23 protein-coding genes are annotated in these 24,607 nt (G+C 65.7%); 15 read left to right on the top strand and 8 right to left on the bottom strand.

All coding sequences use genetic code 11. The features are described 5' to 3' along the window. Positions 1–183 precede the first annotated feature (183 nt). Positions 184–708 (bottom strand): metal-dependent hydrolase, encoded by a 525-nt coding sequence (locus tag BLS50_RS19685; RefSeq protein WP_053524869.1) that lies wholly within the window; start codon positions 706–708, stop codon positions 184–186. Between the two features lie 397 nt (positions 709–1,105). On the opposite strand from BLS50_RS19685, the gene ggt reads away from it, so the two are divergent. Beyond that, positions 1,106–2,827: a gamma-glutamyltransferase gene (ggt, locus tag BLS50_RS19680; RefSeq protein WP_053524868.1), complete on the top strand. Its 1,722-nt coding sequence runs from the start codon at positions 1,106–1,108 to the stop codon at positions 2,825–2,827. A gap of 89 nt (positions 2,828–2,916) precedes the next feature. On the opposite strand, the gene BLS50_RS19675 is transcribed toward ggt, so the two are convergent. Further along, entirely contained in the window at positions 2,917–3,840 is a 924-nt protein-coding gene (locus BLS50_RS19675) for an alpha/beta fold hydrolase (RefSeq protein WP_074803596.1), read from the bottom strand. 352 nt (positions 3,841–4,192) lie between these two features. On the opposite strand from BLS50_RS19675, the gene BLS50_RS19670 reads away from it, so the two are divergent. After that, complete coding sequence (locus BLS50_RS19670) at positions 4,193–4,642, top strand: winged helix-turn-helix transcriptional regulator (RefSeq protein WP_069231019.1); 450 nt, start codon at positions 4,193–4,195, stop codon at positions 4,640–4,642. Positions 4,643–4,824: 182 nt separating this feature from the next. Here the strand turns inward: BLS50_RS19670 and BLS50_RS19665 are convergent, their stop codons facing one another. Further along, positions 4,825–6,240 carry a TolC family protein gene (locus BLS50_RS19665; RefSeq protein ID WP_074803594.1) on the bottom strand — a complete coding sequence of 472 codons (1,416 nt, stop codon included), beginning with the start codon at positions 6,238–6,240 and terminating at the stop codon, positions 4,825–4,827. 281 nt (positions 6,241–6,521) lie between these two features. Between BLS50_RS19665 and BLS50_RS35990 the strand changes: the two genes are divergently transcribed. The 7 genes from BLS50_RS35990 to ppk2 all read left to right on the top strand — a co-directional run bounded on the left by BLS50_RS35990 (position 6,522) and on the right by ppk2 (position 14,114). Further along, positions 6,522–6,695 carry a hypothetical protein gene (locus tag BLS50_RS35990; RefSeq protein WP_006495012.1) on the top strand — a complete coding sequence of 58 codons (174 nt, stop codon included), beginning with the start codon at positions 6,522–6,524 and terminating at the stop codon, positions 6,693–6,695. Between the two features lie 224 nt (positions 6,696–6,919). Beyond that, positions 6,920–7,105: a hypothetical protein gene (locus BLS50_RS19660; protein ID WP_006479215.1), complete on the top strand. Its 186-nt coding sequence runs from the start codon at positions 6,920–6,922 to the stop codon at positions 7,103–7,105. Positions 7,106–7,247: 142 nt separating this feature from the next. Further along, entirely contained in the window at positions 7,248–9,368 is a 2,121-nt protein-coding gene (locus BLS50_RS19655) for a peptidase domain-containing ABC transporter (protein WP_027810618.1), read from the top strand. Beyond that, on the top strand, positions 9,365–10,369 hold the full coding sequence (locus BLS50_RS19650) for a lysophospholipid acyltransferase family protein (RefSeq protein WP_074803592.1): 1,005 nt from the start codon (positions 9,365–9,367) through the stop codon (positions 10,367–10,369). Before BLS50_RS19655 ends, BLS50_RS19650 begins: the two co-directional genes overlap by 4 nt. 12 nt (positions 10,370–10,381) lie before the next feature. Then, a complete protein-coding gene (locus BLS50_RS19645; RefSeq protein ID WP_074803590.1) occupies positions 10,382–11,677 on the top strand; it encodes an HlyD family secretion protein in 1,296 nt (431 codons plus the stop codon). Positions 11,678–11,681: 4 nt separating this feature from the next. After that, positions 11,682–13,076, top strand: a complete 1,395-nt coding sequence (locus BLS50_RS19640) for an OmpW/AlkL family protein (protein ID WP_074803587.1) — start codon at positions 11,682–11,684, stop codon at positions 13,074–13,076. An 87-nt stretch (positions 13,077–13,163) separates the two neighbouring features. After that, positions 13,164–14,114 (top strand): polyphosphate kinase 2, encoded by a 951-nt coding sequence (ppk2, locus tag BLS50_RS19635; RefSeq protein WP_027805840.1) that lies wholly within the window; start codon positions 13,164–13,166, stop codon positions 14,112–14,114. Positions 14,115–14,169: 55 nt separating this feature from the next. Here the strand turns inward: ppk2 and BLS50_RS19630 are convergent, their stop codons facing one another. The 3 genes from BLS50_RS19630 to BLS50_RS19620 all read right to left on the bottom strand — a co-directional run bounded on the left by BLS50_RS19630 (position 14,170) and on the right by BLS50_RS19620 (position 16,350). Then, on the bottom strand, positions 14,170–14,457 hold the full coding sequence (locus tag BLS50_RS19630) for an H-NS histone family protein (RefSeq protein WP_027805841.1): 288 nt from the start codon (positions 14,455–14,457) through the stop codon (positions 14,170–14,172). Between the two features lie 175 nt (positions 14,458–14,632). Further along, entirely contained in the window at positions 14,633–15,220 is a 588-nt protein-coding gene (locus tag BLS50_RS19625; RefSeq protein WP_074803584.1) for an IMPACT family protein, read from the bottom strand. A 272-nt stretch (positions 15,221–15,492) separates the two neighbouring features. Continuing rightward, entirely contained in the window at positions 15,493–16,350 is an 858-nt protein-coding gene (locus BLS50_RS19620; protein WP_074806534.1) for a LysR family transcriptional regulator, read from the bottom strand. Between the two features lie 130 nt (positions 16,351–16,480). Between BLS50_RS19620 and BLS50_RS19615 the strand changes: the two genes are divergently transcribed. Both BLS50_RS19615 and BLS50_RS36380 read left to right on the top strand, forming a co-directional pair. After that, positions 16,481–17,059: a DUF4865 family protein gene (locus BLS50_RS19615; protein WP_069231025.1), complete on the top strand. Its 579-nt coding sequence runs from the start codon at positions 16,481–16,483 to the stop codon at positions 17,057–17,059. Then, positions 17,056–17,181: a hypothetical protein gene (locus BLS50_RS36380; protein ID WP_256334098.1), complete on the top strand. Its 126-nt coding sequence runs from the start codon at positions 17,056–17,058 to the stop codon at positions 17,179–17,181. The genes BLS50_RS19615 and BLS50_RS36380 overlap by 4 nt, the downstream gene beginning before the upstream one ends. A gap of 83 nt (positions 17,182–17,264) precedes the next feature. On the opposite strand, the gene BLS50_RS19610 is transcribed toward BLS50_RS36380, so the two are convergent. Both BLS50_RS19610 and BLS50_RS19600 read right to left on the bottom strand, forming a co-directional pair. Then, the gene (locus tag BLS50_RS19610) at positions 17,265–19,466 is read right to left on the bottom strand and encodes a glycoside hydrolase family 3 C-terminal domain-containing protein (RefSeq protein WP_074803580.1); all 2,202 of its coding nucleotides are present in this window, start codon (positions 19,464–19,466) and stop codon (positions 17,265–17,267) included. 476 nt (positions 19,467–19,942) lie between these two features. Further along, on the bottom strand, positions 19,943–21,049 hold the full coding sequence (locus tag BLS50_RS19600; protein ID WP_023477330.1) for a polysaccharide biosynthesis/export family protein: 1,107 nt from the start codon (positions 21,047–21,049) through the stop codon (positions 19,943–19,945). 520 nt (positions 21,050–21,569) lie between these two features. Between BLS50_RS19600 and BLS50_RS19595 the strand changes: the two genes are divergently transcribed. Genes BLS50_RS19595 through gmhB form a run of 4 tightly spaced genes read left to right on the top strand, consistent with a single transcriptional unit; the run spans position 21,570 to position 24,484 of the window. Further along, positions 21,570–22,616, top strand: coding sequence for a GHMP family kinase ATP-binding protein (locus tag BLS50_RS19595; RefSeq protein WP_027805847.1), 1,047 nt, complete (start codon positions 21,570–21,572; stop codon positions 22,614–22,616). Beyond that, complete coding sequence (locus BLS50_RS19590; RefSeq protein WP_027805848.1) at positions 22,613–23,194, top strand: D-sedoheptulose-7-phosphate isomerase; 582 nt, start codon at positions 22,613–22,615, stop codon at positions 23,192–23,194. The genes BLS50_RS19595 and BLS50_RS19590 overlap by 4 nt, the downstream gene beginning before the upstream one ends. Next, a complete protein-coding gene (locus BLS50_RS19585; RefSeq protein ID WP_034174839.1) occupies positions 23,191–23,922 on the top strand; it encodes a nucleotidyltransferase family protein in 732 nt (243 codons plus the stop codon). The genes BLS50_RS19590 and BLS50_RS19585 overlap by 4 nt, the downstream gene beginning before the upstream one ends. Next, positions 23,912–24,484, top strand: coding sequence for a D-glycero-beta-D-manno-heptose 1,7-bisphosphate 7-phosphatase (gmhB, locus tag BLS50_RS19580; protein WP_074803575.1), 573 nt, complete (start codon positions 23,912–23,914; stop codon positions 24,482–24,484). Before BLS50_RS19585 ends, gmhB begins: the two co-directional genes overlap by 11 nt. The last annotated feature ends 123 nt before the right edge of the window (positions 24,485–24,607 follow it).

Genomic DNA, 24,607 nt, shown 5'->3' with positions numbered 1-24,607 from the left:
CGGATGCATCGCACGCGAATCGAATCGTCAGTGTGCCAGACGTCACGGGTGCGTGCCGGGCATGCGTGCCGACGATTCACACTCAGTTGGGGGCCTGCGCTGCACTTTCAATGGACGGAAAGTTGCGTGCGATTCGGCACGTCGATCGCGTGCCCAATCGTGTCGAATTGCGTCGAATTGCAACTAGACGCGATGCAGCCAGCCGAGCCACTGTTCGATCAGCGGCGCACGCGACCACAGCGATTGCGCGAGCCACAGCGTGCCGCCCCAGGCGGCCGCGACCACGATCAAGTCGCAATGCCCGCTGTTCCACAGGTTCAGCGAATGGCGCCGCCAGATCCACGGTACGCCGAGCGGATTCGGCCAGTCGGCGAGCAGGTGCATCACGCCGCCGCAGGCGAAGCCGAACAGCGGCGCGGCCCACAGCGGATGCGGATGATGGATGAGCCCGTGCCAGCCGAGCGCGAGCAGCGCGACCCAGCCGATGCCCCAGTGCGTGATGGTGCGATGCGTGATCCACAGGCGGCGCTTGCGGCTCCACCAGGCGACTTCGAGCCAGTCGGGCGCGGTGCCGCCCGCGACGCCCGCCGCGAATGCGGCGAGCATGCCCGAATGCCACGGACCGGTTGCGCCGGTTTGCGCGACGAGGACGGCGGCGGCGACGCCGGCTGCGAAGCCGGACGCGTGATGTGCATTGTGTGATGCCATAGGGAGCGAGACGAAGCAACGTGAAGCGGCGCGTGCACGAAACGATGATGCGGCGCGCAAACGGGGCGCTATCTTCGCAGATCGGGCTGTGCCGCGGGCGGGGCGTTCGCAGATTTTTTTGCACGTGCTGCGAGGCTTGCCGCGCGGTTCGCAACTTTCGGATTTGTGCACTGCGCGACCGCGCGCGCCGTGACGATGTCGAACGATCCGCGCGCACGTCGCGGCAGCGCAACGTGACCGCGCGCACACAATCGCCATGCTTTCGTCGCACCCCGCGTGTTCGACCCTTTTTGTCCCCCTATACTACGAAGCCGGCGTATGGCCGTCGGCGCGCCCGCGGCCATCCACGGATCAGGTGCTCGTCGTGCCTGAAGGAGATCCACATGGGGGACATGCAATGACTACGCTGAATCGCTTCAAATCATCCGCAGCCGTGCTCGCGACGGTGGCCGGCATCGGCTTCCTGCCGAACGCGCCCGCCTACGCGAAAGGGCCGCAACCCGCGGTCCTGACGAGTTCCGCGGTGGCGGTGGCCGACAAGTACAGCGCGGATGCCGCGGAGCGGATCTTCAAGGAAGGCGGCAACGCGATCGACGCGGCCGTCGCGATCGCGTTCACGCTCGCCGTCACGTACCCGGAAGCCGGCAACATCGGCGGCGGCGGCTTCATGACGATCTACAAGGACGGCAAGCCGTACTTCATCGATTACCGCGAGCGCGCGCCGCTCGCCGCGACGAAGGACATGTATCTCGACAAGGACGGCAACGTCGTCAAGGGCATGAGCCTGTACGGCCCGCGTGCGGTCGGCGTGCCGGGCACGGTGGCGGGCATGTGGGAAGCGCAGAAACGCTTCGGCAAGCTGAAGTGGAAACAGGTGCTCGCGCCGGCGATCCACTATGCGCGCGACGGCTTCGTCGTCGACGAGCAACTGGCGCAGCGCGGCGTCGACGCATCGAAGGAGTTCGGCGGCAAGACCAACTTCGACAAGTACTTCTCCGGGCTGAAGGCCGGCGTGAACTTCAAGCAGCCCGATCTCGCCGACGTGCTGACGCGCATCGCAAACGGCGGCGCGGAAGGCTTCTACAAGGGTAAGACGGCCGAGCTGATTGCCGCGTCGATGAAGACCGGCGACGGCAACGGGCTGATCACGACCGAGGATCTCGCGCAGTACCGCGCGGTGTGGCGCCAGCCGGTGCAGGCGAAGTGGAACGGCTATGACGTGATCACCGCGCCGCCCCCGAGCTCGGGCGGCATCGGCCTCGTGCAGTTGCTGAAGATGAAGGCCGACCTCAAGCAGGACTTCGAGGGCGTCAAGCTCAACTCGCCGCAGTACATCCATCTCGTCGCGGAAATCGAGAAGCGCGTGTTCGCCGACCGCGCGCAGTATCTCGGCGATCCCGACTTCTACAAGGTGCCGATCGCGCAGCTGACCGACGACGCGTACATCGCGAAGCGTGCGGCCGAGGTCAACCCGAAGGAGCCGTCGGACACGAAGAGCGTGCAGCCGGGCCTCGGCACGACGATGCCGGAGAAGGCCGAAACGACGCACTTCTCGGTGGTCGACAAGTGGGGCAACGCGGTGTCGAACACTTACACGATCAACGGCTATTTCGGCTCGGGCGTGATCGCCGACGGCACGGGCATCGTGCTGAACGACGAGATGGACGACTTCTCCGCGAAGCCGGGCGTCGCGAACATGTTCGGCGTGGTAGGCAGCGACGCGAACGCGATCGAACCGAAGAAGCGCCCGTTGTCGTCGATGTCGCCGACGATCATGACGAAGGACGGCAAGGTATCGCTGGTGATCGGCACGCCGGGCGGCTCGCGCATCTTCACGTCGATTTTCCAGGTGATCAACAACATCTACGACTTCAAGATGCCGTTGAAGGAAGCGGTTGGCGCGATGCGTTTCCATCACCAGTTGCTGCCGCCGAACACGATCTTCTGGGAGCCGTACCATCCGATCGAAGGCGAACTCGCGAAGCAGATCGAGGCGCGCGGCTATACGCTGAAGGGGCAGGATTTCAGCGGCGACATCCAGGTCATCAAGATCGACGGCAAGACGCCGGAAGCGATGGCCGATCCGCGCGGACGGGGGGTGACGCGGGTCATTCGGTGACGTTGATGTTGACGTGAAGCGACGCGTGCGCGAAAGCGACCGCGCACGCCGTTCGGCAGCCGGTGTTTCGAGCCGGCTGCCGAATTTTTTCAGCCCGTCGTTCGAATGAAATCAGCGATTCGCGCGGCAATGGCATCCGGTGCATCCTCGAAGCAGTAGTGCCCGACGCCCGCCAGCCGCTCGATTGGCGCGGACGGAAACAGCGCGGTAAAGAGCGGCAGGAAGTGTTCGGCGCCGAGCGTTCGATCAGCGTCTCCCCAGATCGCAAGCGCGGGCTTGCTGCGTATCGCGCGCAGCGCCGCCGCATCGGGTTCCTCGAACCGGTGTGCGCCGGCTGCGAACCCCCGTGCCCATCCGATCGCGCCGAGACAGTCGGCCGGTTGCGCGAACGGCGCGCCGTATGCGGCGATCCACGTGTCGGTGATGATCGCGTGGTTCTCGAAGCCGTTCAGCTTCAACGTGCTCAGGATGTTGAAGCCGAGCTGCCCGAGCACCGTTTCGAGCGTACCGTCGGCCGCCGCACGCATGATCCACTGGAACCACGGCGCATCGCGGCCATTCGCCGTCAGGCGCTCGGCGAGATCGGTCTGCCCGAACGGCGTCGGGCCGTTGGCCGATACGATGCGCCGAATCCGGTCCGGATGCCGCGCGGCGAGCCCCATGCCGACCGGGCCGCCGAAGTCGTGCATCACCAGCGTGATGCGATCGAGGTCGTGCGCGAGCACGAAACGCTCGAGATTGTCGATGTGATCCTGCAGCCAGTAGCTGCGGTCCTGCGGCGTCGCGCTTTTGCCGAAGCCCATGTGATCGGGCACGACGACGCGGTATGTCGGGCTCAACGCCGTCACGAGGTGACGGAACAGATATCCCCATGTGGGTTCGCCATGCAGGCACAGCACGATTTCGCCGTCGCGCGGGCCTTCGTCCACGTAGTGCATCCGGAAGCCGGATGCGTCGTCGAAATGCGGGGCGAACGGAAAGCTGCCGTCGAACGTGGCATCGGACCGGATCATCGAATGCTCCTTCGGGGAGTTGGAGAAGATGGTTTCAAGTTGAAACTGATTCGAGCGTAGATGATCTGGTTTTAAGTTGTAACCTCGTAAATCACGAGGGCAGTTGCCGAATGCGGGGCCGATGAAGTGGGGCGGCGTGATGAAACCCTTCAATGTATGGATTTATTAGCTGTAACGTATGAATTCATATGCCAATTCCGGCTGGAACGGTCATTCCGTTCATCGATCCCGAACGGTCGAGCACTCAGCATTGATCTTTTCTGAATTAGGTTTTATATTGCAACCATTTATTTCAACGAAAGCGAACGCCGTCGAGTCCGTATCCCGGCCAAGGCATCGCCCCCCTGCACCGATGAACCGACGCACCACGCACGAAGATTCCCTTTGCGGTGTCGCCCGCCCGCTCGACGCGATCGGCGACTGGTGGTCGCTGCTGATCGTTCGCGACGCGTTCGACGGGCTGCGCCGCTTCGGCGAATTCCAGAAGAATCTCGGCCTCGCGAAGAACATCCTGGCCGCGCGCCTGCGCAACCTGGTCGCGCACGGAATCATGGACGTCGTGCCGGCCGCCGACGGCGGCGCGCATCACGAATACGTGCTGACCGAGAAAGGCCGCGGGCTGTTTCCGCTGCTGGTCGCGCTGCGGCAGTGGGGCGAGGATTTCTTCTTCGAACCGGACGAGGCGCACGTGCTGCTGGTCGACCGGAAGAGCGGGCTGCCGGTCAGGAAGCTGGAGCTGCGTTCGCAGGACGGCCGCGTGCTCGGCCCCGAGGATACGGTCGTGCTGCCGCCGCCCGACTGATGTACCTCGAATCAATGAGTATCACCGCTTCAGCCACGTATGCGGCTGCGCACGGGCGCGGTAAGCGACGAGCGGAATCGCGTGCGCCGTCGTCGAACCTCCGACCGGCCGGCACATCGACATTTTTCTTGAAGGTTGTGTACGCAACCTTGCCCGGGATACCGACGTATGGGATATCGCGTTCACCCCTGATCGCTCGCCGCGTTGCTTTCGAGGAAGCTGTCCACCGCGATCAGCGATTGTTCGTCGAGCGTGCCGAGCACGCTTTTCAGCTTCAACTGAAGCTTCAGCGCATCGAGATAGCTGTCGAACAGCTTCTGCCGGATGCCCGAGATGTCGCGCCGCAGGTTCAGCGTTTCGTACGTCGTGCTGTAGCCGACCTGATGCGCTTTCATCGACGCATCGTAGGCGAGCCGCGCGGCCTGCAGCGACTGCTGCAGCGCGCGAATGCGCTTGCCGACCGATTCGAGCGCGGACAACGCCTCGCGGTGATCGGTGCCCAGTTGCTCCTCGACCTCGCGCAGCCGGTTGCGGTACTGCTCGGTCACGTGCTCGGCCTCGACTTGCCGGTAGTACACGCTGCCGCCGGAGAAGATCGGAATCGTGACCTGCACGCCGACCGCGCTTTGATGGAAGTCCGAACGATCGGTGAGCCCGCGCAGGTTCGGGTTGAGCCCACGCGAATACGATGCGAACAGGTCGACGGTCGGCAAGTGTTCGGCGCTGACGCGTTTCGCGGCAAGGCGCGCGACCTGGACGTCGCGATAGGCCTGCCGGTACGCGGGGTTGTCCTGCGGCGCATAGTCGCCGGACGGAATGCGCGGCGACGACCCGCGCATCGCCAGCCGCGGCCAGCGCGAGAAATCGATCGTCGAACCGAGCAACGTCTCGTAGCGGGCGCGCCGCGCATCGACGTCGGTCTGCGCGAGCGCTTCGTCGGATTGCGCGAGGCTGCGGCGCGCCTCGATCTCGGCGGTGTCGCCGATCGTCTTCATCCCGAGTTGCGCCATGCGCCGCGTATCGCTTTCGAGCCGCGTAAGCGCGCTGACTTCGTCGTCGGCCGATTGCAGTTTCTCGCGCGCGCTCAGCAGATCGAAGCACGCGTTCGCGACGCGCAGGATCAGGTCCTGCTTCGCGACCTCGAGCTTCTGTTTCGCCGCTTCCTCGTACTCGGTCGCGCGCCGCATGTCGTACAGGTAGGGCACGTTGAACAGCGCCTGCGTGACCTGCGCGGAGCCGTATGCCGCGTTGCTCGACCCGCTGACGTCGATGCCGAACAGGTTCGCGTGCGTGCCGTAGCGCCCCCACTCGAGTTGCGCGGCGGCCTGCGGCAGCATCTGCGCACGCGCCTCGGGAAATTTCTGGCGGGCCGCATCGTATTCGCTGCGGGCCTGCAGGTAGCGCGGATCGTGCACGGACGCGTACTGGTAGGCGGTATCGAGGCAGAACGCACGGGCGTGTGCCGGCGCGCCGGCTATCGTTACAGCGAACAATGTCATGGTCGCAAGTCGGGGATTCCACCTAGTCGAAAATCTTGATAGGGAAATACCCGCATCCGGTGTCGCCGATCCGCAATTCGTGCGCCTCGTTTCAAACATGGCCGTCTCCGTCTCCTGTCCGTGCCGCAATGCATTGCGGCGGGATTTAAACGTTTTGAAATTGAAATTCAAACAGCATGAATGCCTGCTACTCGCCGTGCATCGGAAAATGCGGCTGTAAGAGTGTGTCCTCCATTGAATTCCGATGCGCCCGCATGATAGCCTGATTTCGGCTGGTAATCGCAGTGATTATTAGATTAACGAGTCGCTCGGGATTAAAAGCCGTTTGTCTTTCAATGAAGGTTCTTTGCATCATCTTTATTTTTTACGAGGAGAGAATGATGAAGGTCATGACGACGGAACAGGTCAGGAATGTGCATGGCGGCGGTGCGATCAGCTCGCTGGGTAGCCTCGCCGTTGACGCCGCGCCGGTGGTGACCGCGCTCGGCCAGTTCCTGCCGAGCCTCGGCAATTACCTGCAGAACCCGAAGACGTTCAATAACACCGGCAAGTAACCGCCGTGCGCGGGGAGGCGCCCCCCGCGTCAGATGCTGCGAAACAGAAGGAAAAGAATCGATCGCCGCAGTGGAAATAAAGTGACTTCGAAATGCATTATTTCGAAATCGGGCGATTATCAGGAGACTGGAGTGCCGGATTATCACGTAATAAAGTGAGCGGCCATCGGGCTTGCAATTGGCTGACGGCTGTTGGCATTCCGACAATATAAAGGCCACCACAAATGCGAGACATCACGGAAGAACAGGCCCGCCAGATTCGCGGCGGCGCGTCGCTTTACTCCAATTCGGCCGCCTATACGGTCGATCTCGTCAATCAGTCGATCGGGACCACGCTGCAGGGCCTGATGACCCAGTACCAGGCCCACGCCGTCGAACAGTTCCGGATGTCGCTCGGCTCGTCGCGCTGAGCGGCCGGCCGAGCGGCCGGCAACACCGATCTTCCGTCGCAGCCGGTAGCGCCGGCTGCGCCCATGCGTATCGCGCACGACCCGTCACGGGCCCGCACCGGCTGGCCCGGGCGGCGCGTCGTCGCGCCCCGGGTGCCCGACCATGCTCTTCAATACGCGTAAAGTCCGTCCGGTCCTGCAGGACGAAGTGACGGAGTGCGGCCTGGCCTGCCTCGCGATGATCGCGTCGTGGCACGGGCGCGAAACGACGTTGCGCACGCTGCGCAACCGCTATCCGGTGCGGATCGACTCCGGCCTGTCGTTCTTCGACCTGATGGAAATCTCGAACGATCTCGGCCTGCGCGCACGCGGGCTGCAGTTCGATGCGGGCGAGCTCGACGCGCTCAAGACGCCGTGCATCCTGCACTGGGGGATGAACCACTATGTCGTGCTGACGAAGGTCGGCTACGGCAGCGTGCACATCGTCGACCCCGCGCTCGGCGAGACGAGGTTGCCGCTCGCGCAGGCGCTCACGCACATCACCGGCTATGCGCTCGAACTGAATCCGGACATCGGTTTCGCGCGGGCGGGGCAGGCCGACCGCATCCGGCTGCGCGACTACCTCGAAGGGCTGACCGGCATCCGCAAGAGCCTCGCGATCGGCATCGCGGGCGGCGTCGCCGCGCAGCTCCTGCTGCTGCTCGGCCCGTCGTACGTGCAACTGACGATCGACGAGGCGCTGAAGAAGACCGACGTCGACATCCTGTACCTGCTGACGATCCTGTTCGCGATCGTGTTCCTGTTCGACACGCTCTACGCGAATCTCGTCGGCAACATCAAGAGCTACCTGCGCAACATCGTGTCGCAGCAGTTGTCGGCGAACATGGTCGGCCATCTCGCGCGGCTGCCGATTGGTTATTTCCTGTTTCACAACACCGGCGATTCGATCTCGCGCGTGTCGTCGGTGTCGGAGGTCGGGCGGTTTCTCGTCGACGGGCTGGTGGGCGGGCTGCTGAACCTCGTCACCTGCACGCTGACGCTCGTGCTGATGCTGTATTACAGCCCCGTACTGGCCGGCATCAGCCTCGCGGGGATGGTGCTGTTCGCGTTGAGCCGGCTCGCGATCCAGCCGCAACTGCAGGACGCGATGTCGCAGATCCTCACGCGCGGCGCCGAGGCCGATGCGCTGCTGATCGAGAACATCCGGTCCGCGCATTCGATCAAGCTGCTGTCGGCCGAGACCGCGCGCAGCAGCCTGTGGGTCAACGCGTTCACGCAGAAACTGCAGGCGATGCGCCAGCAGGAGCGGCTGCAACTGATGTTCGATGCGATCTCGAAGGGGATCGTGCACGTCGAGCAGCTCGTGATCGTCACGTACGGCGCATGGCTCGTGATGCACGGCCAGAGCACGATCGGCGTGATCTACGCGTTCATCCAGTACAAGAACCTGTTCGCGGACAAGTTCATCGATTCGATCCAGCTCTACGTGCGGCGCAAGGTGCTGCAGGTGCACATGGATCGCGTCGCGGACGTGCTGCAGACCGAGACCGAGGAGCCGGCGCCCGACGCGGTCGTGCGGCCGGTCGACGGGTTCGACGGCGCGCTGTCGATCCGCGCGCTGTCGTACACGCCGAAGGGCGGCCATCGGCCGATCCTGAGCGATGTCGCGCTCGACGTGCCGGCCGGCAGCAAGATCGCGATCGTCGGCCGTACCGGCAGCGGCAAGACGACGCTGCTGAACCTGATCTGCGGGCTCGTGCGGCCCGAGCCCGGCACGCTGTTCGTCGGCGGCGTCGATCTCGCGGAAGTGAACCTGCGGCAATACCGCAAGCATCTCGCGGCCGTCACGCAGTCCGACCAGCTGTTTCGCGGGACGATCCGCGACAACATCACGAATTTCGCGCCCGCGCCGCGGATCGGCGCGATGTTCGACGCGGCGAAGCTCGCGTGCATCCACGACGAGATCGAGCGGCTCGACCATCGCTACGACACGCCGCTCGGCGATACGCAGAAATTCCTGTCGGCCGGCCAGATGCAGAGATTGCTGATCGCGCGGGCGCTGTATTGCGAGCCGCGCCTGCTGATCCTCGACGAGTTTTCGTCGAATCTCGACCAGGCGACCACGCACGAGATCTGCCGCAACGTGCTGACGCTGCCGTGCACGATCGTGCTCGTCACGCACGATGCGTCGATCCTGTCGATGGTCGACCGGATCTACCGGATGGATGACGGCGTGCTGACCGATGCGACCGAGGCGTGGCGCACGAACGAGGAGGCGCGGTGATGCTCGGGCGGCTCTTCCTGCTCAATCCGTTCTCGTACGCGTTCCTGCTACGCCGCGCGGTGCGGGCGATCGCGCTGCGTACGTCGCCCGCGCGCGGGCTGCGGCTGATGCGCTGGTGCTCGGGCGCGTGCCTGCGCTGCTTTCCGTGCATCCGCGAGTCGATCGAGCGCGCGGTCGCTTACATGTTGAGCGCGCACCTGAACGACGATCCGCGGCGCGTGCGGGAAGTGTCGGCCGCGATCGTGCGCGAGCTGTTCGAGGCCGAATTCGCGGGACTCAAGCTGCGCACGCACAGCCTCGCATCGATGAAGACGATGATCGACGGGATGGCGTGCGAAGGCGACGACCAGTTGCGCGCGGCACTCGCACGCGGCGGCTCGCTGATGCTCGCGGGGCTGCACTTCGGCAACCTGATGCTGTTCGTCACGAAGCTGCGCTTCATGATTCCCGACGACCGCAAGCTGATGGTGATCCTGCACCGCGACGCGCCGGGCGCGTTCTTCGACGATGCGCTGCGGCTCGTCGCCGAGTACGGCGCCGGCGAAGTCGAATTCATCGACATCGAGGAGCGCGTGCACCTGCGACGACTGATCACGAGCCTGCGGCGCGAGGCGCCCGTGTTCCTGCTGTTCTCCGACTTGCACGGCAAGTTCGGCAAGACCAATCGCTGCCGGCTCGGCGGGCGCTGGGTGCGCATGGCCGGCGGCGGCGTGAAGCTCGCGGTCGAGCAGGGCATTCCGCTGCTCGTCGCGTATGCGACCGGCGTGCCGTTCCGCGATCGATGCGCGGTGCATTTCACCGAGCTCGCGGCCAGCCCGCTTGCACCGATGCTCGGTACCGACGACGACGCGTCGCCCGTGCGCGCGACGCACCAGCGCATCGTCGACCGTCTCGAGCAGGCGCTCGTGCGCCAGCCCGAGCAGTGGCATTTCTGGGAACACTTCACGCCTTACCTGATGCCGACGCCGCTGCTCGATGCGGCCGCGCGGCGTCGCTCCTGACGAGCCCGCCCCATGCCGACCTGGAATTCCGCCCTCCGAGAACAGAAGCCGTCGCGCAAGCTCGCACGCGGCACGACCTTCGGCACCGTGATTCACGGCGTCGTCGACGTGCCGGTGTCGATGCGGTTCTTCTGCTACCTGTCGCTGGCGATGTTCGCGATGTTCGTGACCGCGCTCGTCGAGCTGAGCTACGCGAACACCGAGAGCGTGTCGGGGATGCTGACGCCGCGCTCGGGGCTGATCGGCGTCGGTGCGCCGCCGGGCTGGGCCGTGCGCGACATCTACGTCGGCAAGGACCAGCACGTGAAGGCCGGCCAGCGGCTGCTCGCGGTGACGCGCGACACGAGCTTCGTCAGCCAGGCGAACAACGTGCAGGGGATGCGCGCGGCGCTCGACCGGCAGCGCGTCGAGGTGACGCAGCAGATCGATGCGGCGCGGCTCGAATACCGGTCGTCGGTGCAGCAGATCAATCAGCAGATCGCCGCGCAGGGCGAGAGCCGCGGGCTGATCGACCGGCAGATCCAGGACCAGAAGCGCATCGTCGACGAGTATGGCGAACGGCGTGCGCGCGTGAAGCAGTTGCTCGACGAACAGGTCGTGACGCTCGAGCAGTACAACCAGGTCAATACGCAGTACCTGCAGGCCGGGCAGGCGTACCAGGACCTGCTGCTGCGCCGCGCCGAACTCGCGAAGAACGCGATGAAGCTGCGCGGCGACCTCGACACGATGCAGAGCAAGTACGACGGCGCGAACGCGGAACTGAAGATCAAGCAGGAGGAGCTGAACGCGAAGGAATACAACATCGACGAGAACGTGAACCAGGTGCTGTACGCGCCGGCCGACGGGCAGATCGTGCGGCTCGATGTCGTGCAGGGCGGCGTGATCGACCCGCCCGGCACGCGTGTCGTCGAGATCCTGCCCGCGAAGGCGGACGGACTGATCGCCGAGGTCTACATTCCGTCGTCGAAGGCCGGCTTCGTGAAGAAGGGGCAGGAGGTAAAGGTTGCGTACGCAAGCTATCCGGTGGAGAAATTCGGCACCTATCGCGGCAAGGTGCTGTCGATCTCGCCCGTCGCGTTCTCGGCGAAGGAACTGAACCTGCCCGGCGATGCGGCCGCGCCGCAGACCTACTTCAAGACCTGGGTCGAACTCGCCGACCGCACGCCGTCGTTCGACGGGCGGCCGTTGTCGCTGCGGGCCGGGATGATGCTGAAGGCGGACATCGTGCTCGAGCGGCGCAGCCTGCTCGAATGGCTGTTCGAGCCGTTGTACCGGATTCGCCAGCGCCTGTTCGGCGTGTCGGCCTGAGCCGATGGGCAATCGCGACACCCGCCGCCCCCGCGCGCGGCCGGGCACCGTGCGTCCGCTGTCGCGCTGGCTCGGCGCGACGCTGTTCGCATGCGCGGCCGCCGCGCACGCCGCGCCGCAGCCCGACGGCGACGCCGCGCCGCGCTGGCAGGCCGGCGCCGACGGGATCGGCTTCTGGCCGGGCGGCGATGCGGAGGGCTTCGATGCGAGCGCATGGATGACCGATGCGGGGCCGGCGCGCGGCGCACGCAACGAAGCGTCGGGCGACGGGCGGCAACCCGATACCATTCCGCTGACCGCCCGCAAGATCACGCTCGGGCAGCGAACCGGTGCAGCAGCGCGCGCCTGCGAGGCCGCCGGCGACGCGGGCGCGGACGGCATCGGCTTCGACGACGGCCGTGCCGGCGGCGGCTGCGATCCGGCCGCCACGCACGCAGCCCCGACGGACGACACAGCGGCGCGCGGTGTCGTCCATGCCGACCGGATGCCGTACGAACTGCATCCGGTCGATCCGTCGCGGCTGCCCGATCTGCCGGCCGCGCAGGCGCCGCCCTTGCTCGAGCAACTGATGGGCGACGACCGCAACATGGTCGGCCTCGGCTGGCACTTCGTCGGGACGACCGGCCGCTCGACGCCCGTGACGACGCGCACCGACGCGCTCGGCCTGAACAGTTTCCAGAACGCGGGTTCGAGCCTGTCGCTGAGCAATACGAACACGCTGGCGTTCACGTTCACGCATTTTGTCTCGGAGCACTGGGCGGCCGAACTGGGCGCCGGCATTCCGCCGGTGCTGACGCTGCGCGGGCACGGCAGCATCGCGCTGCCGCTCGACCGCATCTTTGCCGGCGTCCACGGGCGCTTTCCGCTGATCGATCTCGGAAACACGCAAAGCAACCCGCTCGCGACCACGCGGGCCTGGCTAGGCTCGGTCGTGTTCAAGTACTACCTCGGCGAGCGCGACGACCGTTTCCGCCCGTTCGCGGGCATCGGCGTCAGCTACACGCGCTTCACGAACACGAACCTGAACCCCGTGTTCCAGCGCAAGCTCGCATCGCTCGGCGGACTGCTCGCGGCCGGCGCGGACATCGGCAGCCTGCAGTCGCTGCTGCTCGATCCGGCGCTGTTCCAGCGGATCTGGGATGCCGGCGGCGATCTGCTGCTGTCGGGGCGGACCAATGTGTCGGCGAAGGTGAAGAGCGTATGGGAGCCGGTGTTCACCGTGGGCGCGAGCTACCAGATCACGCGCCGGCTCTGGATTACCGGGATGGTGACCTACATCCCGCTACGCACCCGGATCACGCTCGACATCAACCAGCCGAACCGCCTGCTGGCGTCGAATACGTTCGATATTTCGGCGAACCCGGTGCTGGCCACCGTCCTGCTGAACTTCCGCTTCTGACGGCGCAGCCGGCCATTTTCATGAATTTGACGCGCGACGCTGGGATAATGGTCGAGTTTGGCTGCGTCAATGATGGAAGGAGGCCCCATGGGCGACAACGATACCCGCACCGAGACCGACAACCGCACCGAGACGCGCTCGATGGAGGAGCGCCAGCGCCGTTTCGAGGAAGATCTCGTCGACGCCTACGACGAAGAACTCGAGATGGAGCTCGACGACCGCCGCTTCGACAATGGTGAGGACCTGCTGTTCTCGCCCGAGCGTCGCGAAGCGCGCAAGGCGTATTTCCGCGAGTTGTTCCGCTTGCAGGGCGAGCTCGTGAAGCTGCAGGACTGGGTCGTGAACACCGGGCACCGGCTCGTCGTCCTGTTCGAGGGGCGCGATGCGGCCGGCAAGGGCGGTGCGATCAAGCGCATCACGCAGCGCCTGAACCCGCGCGTGTGCCGGGTGGCCGCGCTGCCCGCGCCGAACAACCGCGAGCGCACGCAATGGTATTTCCAGCGCTATGTCGCGCATCTGCCGGCAGGCGGCGAGATCGTGCTGTTCGACCGCAGCTGGTACAACCGCGCGGGTGTCGAGCGCGTGATGAATTTCTGTACCGACGACGAGTACGAGGAATTTTTCCGGTCGGTGCCCGAGTTCGAGAAGATGCTCGTGCGCAGCGGCATCCAGATCGTCAAGTACTGGTTCTCGATCACCGATCACGAGCAGGAACTGCGCTTCCAGAGCCGGATCGAGGATCCGCTGAAGCAGTGGAAGCTGAGCCCGATGGACCTCGAAAGCCGCCGCCGCTGGGAGGCTTATACGGCCGCGAAGGAAGAGATGCTGCAGCGCACGCATATTCCGGAGGCGCCGTGGTGGGTCGTGCAGGCCGTCGACAAGAAGCGTGCGCGGCTGAACTGCATTCACCATCTGCTCGGCCAGGTGCCGTATCACGAGGTGCCGCGCCCGACGATCGATCTGCCGCAGCGCGAGCATCACGAGGATTACATTCGCCGGCCGGTGCCCGACAACATGATCGTGCCGGACGTGTATTGAGCGGTTCGGGCCGGCTGGATCGGCCACCGAGGCGCGCCGTGCAACGCGGCGCGCGTTACTCCCGGATCAGGAATGCGGCGCGATCGCGGCCGGCGATCCAGGCGGGCGTGCGACCGCGTCCACTCCAGGTCGCGCCCGTCGCCGGATCGCGATATTTCGCGTCGATGGTGAACCGCTTCGCGCGATCGCAGTGACCCGGCCCGAAGACTTCCCGCGCGGTCAGCGCATGGTCCGTCACGATCTGGCGTACCTGCACCAGTGCCGCCTGGCGTTCGCGGCGGTGCGCTTCCCGGATGCGTCGATCGAGTTCCGCGAGCTGGGCTTGCAGTTGTTGAAGTTGCATGCGTTGGATATCCCCGTAGCTGAATTCTGATTGTCGGCAGACGCGCGATGTGCCGCATGTCTGCATGCCCGGCCGGACGTTTGCAGAACGCGGCGCGAGCAACACGGGGAGATTAAGTTTCAGTGCTCGGGTTTTCTATCGGACGCATCCGATTTTTCGCGGGAATCTGCCCGTCTTACAGGTCGGGGAAGCCCGAGCGTCCTTGCGTCAGGTCGAACAGTTCAGCTCTTGCCGCGGCTTCGGCGGTTTCGGGCAGCTTGATCACGAGCTTTACCGTCATCCCGTACGCGCTGTCCACCAGCGCGTAACCCGCCTGTTCGATCCAGCGGCGCACGCGCGCCTCTTCCGGGTAGCCGATCTCGATCGCGAGCCGCGTGTGCCGAATGCGCTCGACGCGCTCGGCATCGAGCAGCGCCGACGCGATCGCATCCGTGTACGCCCGCACCAGGCCGCCCGCGCCGAGTTTCACGCCGCCGTAGTAACGCACGACCGCGCCGAGCACGCCGTCGAGGTCGTGATGACGCAGCACTTCGAGGATCGGCCGGCCCGCCGTGCCCGACGGCTCGCCGTCGTCCGACATACCCGACTGGCCGCCCGCCAGCAGCGCCCAGCACACGTGGGTGGCCGCCGGATGCTCGTCGCGCAGGCGCTGCAGCACCTGCATCGCGGCATCGCGGTCCTCGACGGGAACCGCGTACGCGATGAAACGGCTCTTGCGGATTTCGAGTTCGCGGAGGTAGGAGGTGGCGAGCGAATAACTCATGCGTCGCGACGCGAAAAGCGTAGGGAAATCAAGGTGATGATGGCCGGTCGATGCTCGTGGTGTAGGCCCGCGGACCGAGGGATGTCGTCTGCATGAGCGCGGGGCGAAGACGGAATTTTACCGTGGCGCGCGTCGAGGCTATCCAGTTTGGCCGGCGAGCGCGGTCCGGATGGCGAGCATGGCTTGAATCGGGCACGGTACCTGCGCGCGACATGCGCTGCTTTCGTTTCCTGCGCGTGGCTCAAGTCGATTCATCGATGCCGCGCACGGCATCAACGCACGCCGACCGACGACCGCAGCGCCGCGCCCAGCGTGCGCAGCGCCTGCCGGGCGTGCGCATCGGTCAGGTTCGAGTAGAGCACCACGTCGCGCGCCGGCAACGGCGGCAGCCCGTAGCGCATCCCCACGTCGACGGTGCCGGCGGGCGCCACGCGATGCCCGAGCGCCGCGACGGCCAGCCCCGCGGATACCGCCGCGCCGATCGTCGCCACGCCGCCACCGACGAAGACTTCCGTCCACGCGACACCGGCTTCGTCCAGCGCGTCGACCGCCATGCGGCGCACGCTGCACGGTTCGGCCTGCGTGGCGAGCCGCAGCGGTTGCGGCGGATGGTATTCGAAATCGGCCGCCGCCATCCAGCCGAACGACTCCGACAGAATGGTTTCGCCGTCGAGCCGCCGGCTGTCGTGCTGCAGCGCGACGGCCGCATCGAGCAGGCCGCGATCGAACGCATCGAGCACGTCGCGCGACGCGGCGACGCGGATCTCCAGCACCAGCGCCGGCTCCGCTTCGCTCATCCGCCGCAGCAGCATCGGCAGATCGGCGCCGACGACATGGTGGCTGACGCCGATCACCAGCCGTCGCTGGCTCGTGCCGAATGCGCCGAGCGCACCATGGTGAGCGGCCACCAGTTCGCGCGCCGGTTCCAGGAACGCGGTGCCGTCGGCCGACAGGCGAACCTGCCGCGGCGTGCGTTCCAGCAGGCGGCGGCCGAGCCCGTCTTCCAGCCGCTTGATCTTCAGGCTCACCGCGGATTGTGTCGTGTCCAGCGCTTCCGCGGCCCGCGTGAAACTCTTGAGATCGGCGGTCAGCACGAAGGCCTGCACGGCTTCGATGTCGAGCGTTTTCATCGCACCCTCGTTCATTTCAGAATCGAATCATTGAAATATTCTGCCATCGTATTTTCAAATGATTCAAGGTCTTCTACGCTGCGTTCATGCCGTCCGGAATGCCGTCCGTTTCTTTCGCCAGGAGTCGATCATGCTGACCGCGTACTACGTGCACCGCCTGCCGGCGGACTACGACCTCGACATCATCCGCAATCGCGTGCGCGAGCGTGGCCGGCTGTGGGACGACACGCCCGACCTGCTGTTCAAGGGATTCCTGTTGCGCGAGGCCGGCCGCCACGGCGCGACGGAAAACGGCTATGCGTCGTTCTACCTGTGGCGCAACGAACAGGCGTTCGCGCGGTTCGTGACGGATGGCCGCTATCGGGTCGTGACGGACAGCTTCGGCCGCGCGCCGATCGACACGCAGGTTGCGCTCGACGCGCGCAAGGGTAGTGCGTCGACGGGACGTTTCGCGCGTCTTGAAACGATCGAGATTCCGGCGGACGCCGATCTCGATGCGGCACTGGCGCGGGAGATTGCCCGGAATCGTGAAGCGGCGGCACGAGAGGGCGTGGTCGCGGCGGCCGTCAGTCTCGATCCGCTGCGCTGGCGGTTGACGCGTGCGCTCGTGACGGAACACGAGCCGGACGACGGCGGCGCGGGCACGGTGTACCAGGTCCTGCATCTGGCGAGGCCGTTGCTCGACACGCTGGACGCGGGTGGCGCATGATGGCCGGCATCGCGTCGCGATTGCCGGCCGGCGTGGTGATTGCCGCGCATCTGGCGGGGGTGGCGGCGGGCATCGTCACGATCGCGGCGCTCGTGACGGTGCTGGCGCTGCTGTTCAGGTAACGCGCTTCAGCACAGTGGTGGTGGGCGCGGGGGCGCCGCACATGGGATGCGCGGCGCCCCCCGGTCGCTTCATCGCCGCTCGCTCAATGGCCTTGCAAGCGGATATCGCGCGACGACGCGCCGACGTACACGGTCCCGCCCGAGACGACCCGCCAGCCGTTGCGGGACGTATCCCAGACGCTCTGCATCCGTGGCGACACGGTTACGCGCACCCGCCGCGCCTCGCCCGGATTCAGCCGGATCTTTTCCCAGCCGACCAGCCGCTTCGGCGGCTCGTCCTTGTACGGCACGCCGAGATAGACCTGCGGCGTTTCCGCGCCGGCCACGCGCCCGTCGTTGCGTACGGTGAACGAGACGCTCAGCGAGCCGTCCCATTGCTTCGACACCGACAGACCCGAATACGCGAAGTGCGTATACGACAGGCCGTAGCCGAACTCGAACATCGGCTTGATGTTGCGCGCGTCATACCAGCGGTAGCCCATGTTCAGCTTTTCCGCGTACACCGGGTCGTTGTCGAACGCGCCGTTTTGCCCCCACGTCGGCGAGTCCTGATCGCGCGCCGGGAAAGTCACGGGCAGCTTGCCCGACGGATTGACCGCACCGAACAGCACGTTCGCGATCGCCTTGCCGCCGGCTTCGCCCGGATACCACGCCTCGACGATGGCCGACACGTTGTCCTTCCACGGCATCAGCACCGGATTGCCGCTCTGGACGACCACGACCGTATGCGGATTCGCGCGCGCGACGGCTTCGACGAGCGCATCCTGGTTCGATGGGTTCGCGAGGCTCAGGCTCTGCAGGTCGCCGAAATCCTCGCCGGCCGGCTGCGCGACCACGACGATCGCGACGTCCGAGCGGCCCGCGAGCGCCGCGGCCTGGTCGATCTCCTGCTGCGTGTACGCGCGGAACGGCGACTGCTGGTCGCTGTTGCCCGCATACGTGACCTGCGCGGCCGGCGCCAGCGCGCGGATCGCCGCGACGATCGGCACGTCGACCTTGAGCCACGGATTGCGCCACCAGCTGCAGCCGGTCGACGATCCGAACGTCAGGCCGCCGCAGCCGGCGAACGAACCGGATACGGGGTCGCGCGTGTTGCCCGAGCCGCCGCCGGACAGCACGGCTGCATCCGCATGGCCGCCGATCACGGCGATCCGCGACAGTGCCGACGCGACCAGCGGCAACTGGTTGCCGTCATTCTTCAGCAGAACGATCGATTGTTCGGAAGCCGCTTGCGCGAACCGGTTCCCGGCCGCGAAATCGATCGTGCCGCCGCCTTGGGCCGGATCGTCCATCACGCCCACGCGGATCATCACGGCGAGCTTGCGGCGCACCATGTCGTCGAGGCGCGCGGTCGACACCGAGCCGTTCGCGATCGCCTGCTTGACGGCCGCTGGCGTCAGGTACACGCTCGGCCCGACGTCTTCTTCCTCGTCGAGCCCGGCATTGATCGCGGCGGCGGTGCTGTGCGTGGCGCCCCAGTCGGACTGCACCTGGCCCTGGAAGCCCCACTCGTTCTTCAGCACGTCGTTCAGCAGGTGAGGGTTCTCGCACGCATAGGTGCCGTTCAGGCGGTTGTAGCTGCACATTACGCTACCGGGCCGCCCGCGTTTCGCGGCGATCTCGAACGGCAGCAGATACAGCTCGCGCAGCGTGCGTTCGTCGATCTGCGTATTGCCGCCCATCCGGCCGTGCTCCTGCTCGTTGCCCGCGTAGTGCTTGATCGTGGCGATGACTTTTTGCCGCTGCGTGGCGAGCGTGCGTTCGGCGAGCAGGTCGCCGGCGAGCAGCGGGTCCTCGCCGAGATACTCGAACAGGCGGCCGCCGCGCGGCTCGCGTGCGAGGTTGGTGCCGCCGGCGAGGCCCATCCCGAATCCTTGCGCGCGCAACTGGATCGCGACCTGCTTGCCGTAGTCGTACGACAGCCGCCGATCCCAGCTCGCGGCGACCGCGATCGTGGCCGGGAACGTCGTGCTGGCCTGCGACGTGCTGCCGGAGCCGGTCGCTGAATCGACCATGTTGAGATCGGGAATGCCGAGCCGCGGCACGCCCTGGATGTAGCCGGCGCCACCGCCCGGCACCTTGGACATTTCGTATTGCGAATGAATGAATTGAAGTTTCTCGTCGAGCGTCATCTTGCGCACGAGCAGGTCGGCGCGCCGTTGCGCGGCGGCCGATGCGAACGCGTCGGTCGCGTCGCCCTGCGCATTGAAATCGGCGTCGCCGGCGTAGGCAGTGGTGCAGAGGGTCGCTGCCAGCACGACGGCCGGCCAGAGGGTGTCCCGCATGTTGCTCTCCTGATCGTATTGCCGGTTATTCGAATGATGTCTGGAGCTGCACACGTCCGGTGGATTCGGACGGATTCGGCTGGCGGTGCAGGGTGGTTGCGCGTCGGCATGCCAGGCCAGGCGGGGAATCGTTACGGCCGGTTGGGCTCGACCAGTCAATGCGGGCGGCGACGCAGCCCGTCCCGCACTGTCGAATCGGGTGTAGCGATTCTCTGCTGCGACCAATGGTATGAATGTAGTTTGACTACAGCATCGGTGTTTCTACCGATCCGTGTGATCTTTATTTCGTAGTCGCGCTGGGTGGGGTGGAAAGGCGGTCATCGTTCCCGACGAGGCGTGTTTGGTCGGGTAAGAAGTACCTGGGTGCAAGCGGTTTTGCATGGGAATGCGTCGGGCGGAGACCGGCTCGTTGCGTGCGCATCGAATGCGGGGAGGGCGCATCGGGCGAATCCGCTCCCCGCGTGCGGAAAGTGCGATTACTTCGTGACGAGTGCGCCCGTCAACCCCGCGCTGATCGCCGGCAGCAGCAGGTTCAGCACGCGGCTTGCGCGGACGAGCCCGGTGTTGTCGACATACACGACGTCCTTCGACGCGAGCGGGAACTGGTTCGCGAGCAGCATCGATACCGGCGACTGCATGTCGAGGTGATAGATGACGGGCGCGCTATCGGCGGCCTTGCGCAGCACGAACACCTGTTTCGCATTCGACGTCTGCTGGTTGAGCTGGCCGGCCTGCGTGAGCGCTTCGCTGAGCGTGAGCGAGCCGTCGCGCAGCGGTGCGACGGCTTGCGGCCTGACCACTTCGCCCATCACGTACACGGGATTGTCGTCGCGCGCGCTCACATGCAGCATGTCGCCGGGTCTCAGCATGATGTCCGCCGGGTTTTTCCCCGTCTTCATCATCTGCGCGACGTTCAGCGGGTAGATCGTGCCGTTGCGGGTGATCGTGACGCGGCTCTGGTCCGCCGTCGGCGCAAAGCCGCCCGCGCGGCTGACGGCTTCGATCAGCGTCATCGGGATGTCGTTGATCGGCTGTGCGCCCGGATTGCGGACCTCGCCGTCGATATAGACCTGCGTGGCGCGAAACGACGCGACGCGAACCGTGACCTGCGGCTTGACGAACACCTTGGCGAGCTCGGCCCTGACCTCGTGCTGGAGCTGCGCGACGGTCTTTCCGACCGCATGGATCGGATGCGGCACATACGGAAACTGCACGTTGCCGTTGCTGTCGACGACGAAGCCGGGCGCGGCGTCCGCGGCCTTCGTGTTCTGCACCGGCTGTCCGGCGGCCGTCGCGAATTCCGGGTGATCCCACACCGTGATCTGCAGCACGTCGCCGGCACCAATCCGGTACATGTCGGACTTCGCGAACAGGTTCGGCGGAATGGACGTACCGGGGGCGCGTTTCTGCTCGGCCCGGATCTGTTCGATCTGCGTCAGGTCGATCTGCTTGACCGGAACCTGCATGTCGCTGGTGACGTCGCCGTTGTCGGCGGTCGTGACCGGCAACGCGGTCGAACTCATGTGCTGCCCTGGCACCGTGCATGCGGACAGCGTCGCGATGGTCGCGAACGAGAATGCCATGGCCATGCGGCGCATGGCTGTGCGAGGGTGGCCCGGCGCCACGGAATCCAGCGGTTGAGCAATTTTCATTTTTTTATCCAGCATCGTTGAATCGATTGATACGTTATCCGGATCGAATCGAAAGCGCTTGTCGCACCCTCGATTCGTTCTGCACATCGTGACGACGCTCGCGGGCGGCGTTCAGGCGCACGGCAATCCGCGCGTCGTTCGCGGCGACGCTGCTTCCGGCATCGATTGTCAAACATTGCCAATGACGGAAGGAAGTCGTCATGCGGGGGCGGGGACGTGACGGCGATTTCGATGCCGGTTCGCACGTCGCCGTGCCGGTCGCGAACAGAGCGTAACGCAGGTTGGACGCTTCGATTGAGCGCTGGCGGCTTAATGTAAGCCATCGCACGCAGCGTGCCGGACATCTATCGCATAGTGGCGCCAACGAACATGGTCGTGCATTCCCGGCCGAATGTGCGGGAGCGCGAACGGCATCGTGCCGACGGCCGACTCACTGTCTGCGAGAGATTTCATGACACGCTTCATTGCCCGTTCGAGGGCGCCTTTGCGGTTGGGTCTGGGCGGCGGCGGAACCGACGTGCCGCCTTATTCGGACCGGTTCGGCGGTCTGGCGCTCAATGTGACGATCGAGAAATTTGCGTATGCGTCGATCGCGCCGCGCGACGACGCGAAGATCGAACTGGTGGCGGCGGATACGGATACGCGCTGGATCGGCCCGGTGTCGCCGGTGCTCGAAGTGCAGAACGGGCTCGGGCTGCATGTCGGCGTCTACAACCGGATCGTGCGGGATTTTCATGGCGGTCATCCGCTGGCCGTCACGATCACGACGTGTTCCGAGGCGCCGCCGGGGTCCGGGCTCGGCTCGTCGTCGACGATCGTCGTCGCGCTGGTCAGGGCGTTCTGCGAACTGCTGTCGTTGCCGCTCGGCGAATACGACATCGCGCATCTCGCGCACGACATCGAGCGAGAGGATCTCGGGCTTGCCGGCGGCAAGCAGGATCAATACGCGGCGACGTTCGGCGGGTTGAACTTCATGGAGTTCTATGGCGATCGCGTGATCGTCAATCCGCTGCGGATCAAGCAGGAAATCAAGGCCGAGATGGAGGCGTCGCTCGTGCTGTATTACACCGGCGTGTCGCGCGAGTCGGCCAACATCATCAAGGAACAGAGCAGCAACGTGACGGAAGGCGTCGTCGATTCGCTCGCTGCGTTGCACGAAGTCAAGGACGAAGCCGTACGGATGAAAGAGGCCGTACTGCGCGCCGATTTCGATGCGTTCGCCGCGTCGATGCGCGACGCGTGGGAATCGAAGAAACGGATGGCGAAGAACATCTCGAACTCGATGATCGACGACCTGTACCGGGTCGCGGTCCGGGCCGGGGCGAAGGCCGGCAAGGTGTCCGGCGCGGGCGGTGGCGGTTTCATGATGTTCTTCGTGGACCCGGTCGACCGGTCGACCGTGATGCGCGCGCTGGACGCATACAACGGAATCAACGGGCAGGTGCTCAACTGTACGTTCACCGACATCGGTGCGCAGTCGTGGAGAAAGAATCAATGACGATCGGGGCAGAGAGCGAAATTCGCCAGACGCTCGCGGTGCTGACGGCACTCGTATCCGACCGTGAGCAACTGGCGCGGGTCGAGCAGGTGGCCGAACGCGTGACGGAAGCGCTGCGGACGGGCAACAAGGTCCTGCTCGCGGGCAACGGCGGCAGCGCGGCGGACGCGCAGCATATCGCCGGCGAATTCGTCAGCCGTTTCAACTTCGACCGACCCGGGCTCGCGGCGTTTGCGCTGACCGTGGACAGCTCGGTGATGACCGCGATCGGCAACGACTACGGTTACGAGAAGCTGTTCGAGCGCCAGATTCAGGCGACCGGACGCCCCGGCGACATCTTCTGGGCGTACTCGACGTCGGGGCGGTCGCCGAACATTCTCCGCGCGCTGGACGTGGCGCGGACAGCCGGCATGTTTTCCGTCGGCTTCACCGGCAACGGACCCGGCGCCGCCGAGATGCGCAGGCGTGCCGACATCTGCATCGAGATTCCGTCCGCGTCGACGCCGAAGATCCAGGAGGGGCACCTCGTGTGCGGCCACATCATTTGCGGCATCGTCGAAGAGCGGATCTTTGCATGAGCGCGATGCTGCCCTGCCTGATCCTTGCCGGCGGACTCGGCACGCGGCTGCGCCCGGTGCTGGGCGACGCGCTGCCGAAGGCGCTCGCGTCGATCGACGGCGAGCCGTTCCTGGCCTGGATGCTGCGCGGGCTCCAGCAGCAGGGCGTGACGGAGGTCGTGCTGTCGCTCGGTTACGGCAGCGACCCGATCAAGTCGTTCGTGACGTCGCGCGACTTCGGCATCGCGGTTTCCGTGATCGAGGAAGACGAGCCGCTCGGCACCGGCGGCGCGATCGTTCATGCGCTGAATGCTCACGGTGCGCGCGACATGATCGTGATGAACGGCGATACGTTGTCGAATCTGGATCTGCGCGCGTTGGCGGCATTCCATCACGCAATGCGCCCCGATCTCGTCGTGGCGGCGACGCGCGTCGACGATGCGTCGCGCTACGGTACGCTCGAATTCGATGCGACGTCGCGCCGGCTGTCGGCATTCCGCGAGAAGCGGCCGGCGCCGGGCTACATCAATGCAGGGACGTATGTCGTCAACGCGCGCAAGCTGCTCGGCTTCGCGCTGCCGGCGAAATTCTCGTTCGAGCAGGATTTCCTGGCCGAACGGGTCGACGCGCTCGACATCCGCGTATTCCCCGAGGTCACGGCGTTCATCGACATCGGCGTGCCGGCGGACTATCGGCGCGCGCAGACGGTGATTCCGTCGATGCTGGAGACCGGGACCAGTGAAGCCTAAAGCCCTGTTCCTGGATCGCGACGGCGTGATCAACGTCGACTACGGCTACGTGCACCGCCAGCAAGACTGCGTGTTCGTCGACGGCATCTTCGATCTCGTGCGGCTGGCCAATGCGGCCGGGTATCAGGTGGTCGTCGTGACGAATCAGGCCGGGATCGGCCGCGGATATTTTTCGGAGTCGCAATTCGTCGCATTCATGGACTGGATGCGACGCAGGTTCGACGAGCGTGGCGCGAGAATCGACCGCGTCTATTTTTGCCCCCATCACCCGGTGGCCGGAATGGGCCGCTACCGGCAAGCATGCGCCTGCCGGAAGCCGCAGCCCGGCATGCTGCACGACGCGCGGCGCGATCTGGACCTCGACCTGTCCGCGTCGATCCTGGTCGGCGACAAGCCGTCCGATCTCGATGCCGGTGCGCGCGCGGGCGTCGGGCGTCGGTTCCTGTTCGTGGGCGACCGGTCCGGCCATGCGCAAGCCGATCCGGCGGCCGAGGTTGTCGCGCGGCTGTCGGACGTCGGCGCGGCGCTGCAACGCACGGGAATCGCCGCGGCGGGCGTGTAGCGGGCGGCAGGATCGACGACGGCACGCCGGAATGAAACCAACGAGGACTCGACGACGGCTGGCCGGCCGTTGCGCCGGTCGGGAAGCGCGGGGCATCCAGGCTCCGGACGCAACGCGCTCCGG

The organism is Burkholderia orbicola (assembly GCF_900100915.1).
Lineage (GTDB): Bacteria > Pseudomonadota > Gammaproteobacteria > Burkholderiales > Burkholderiaceae > Burkholderia > Burkholderia orbicola.
The sequence above is the reverse complement of the archived record's forward strand: the minus strand, read 5'-3'. Positions and strand labels throughout refer to the sequence as shown.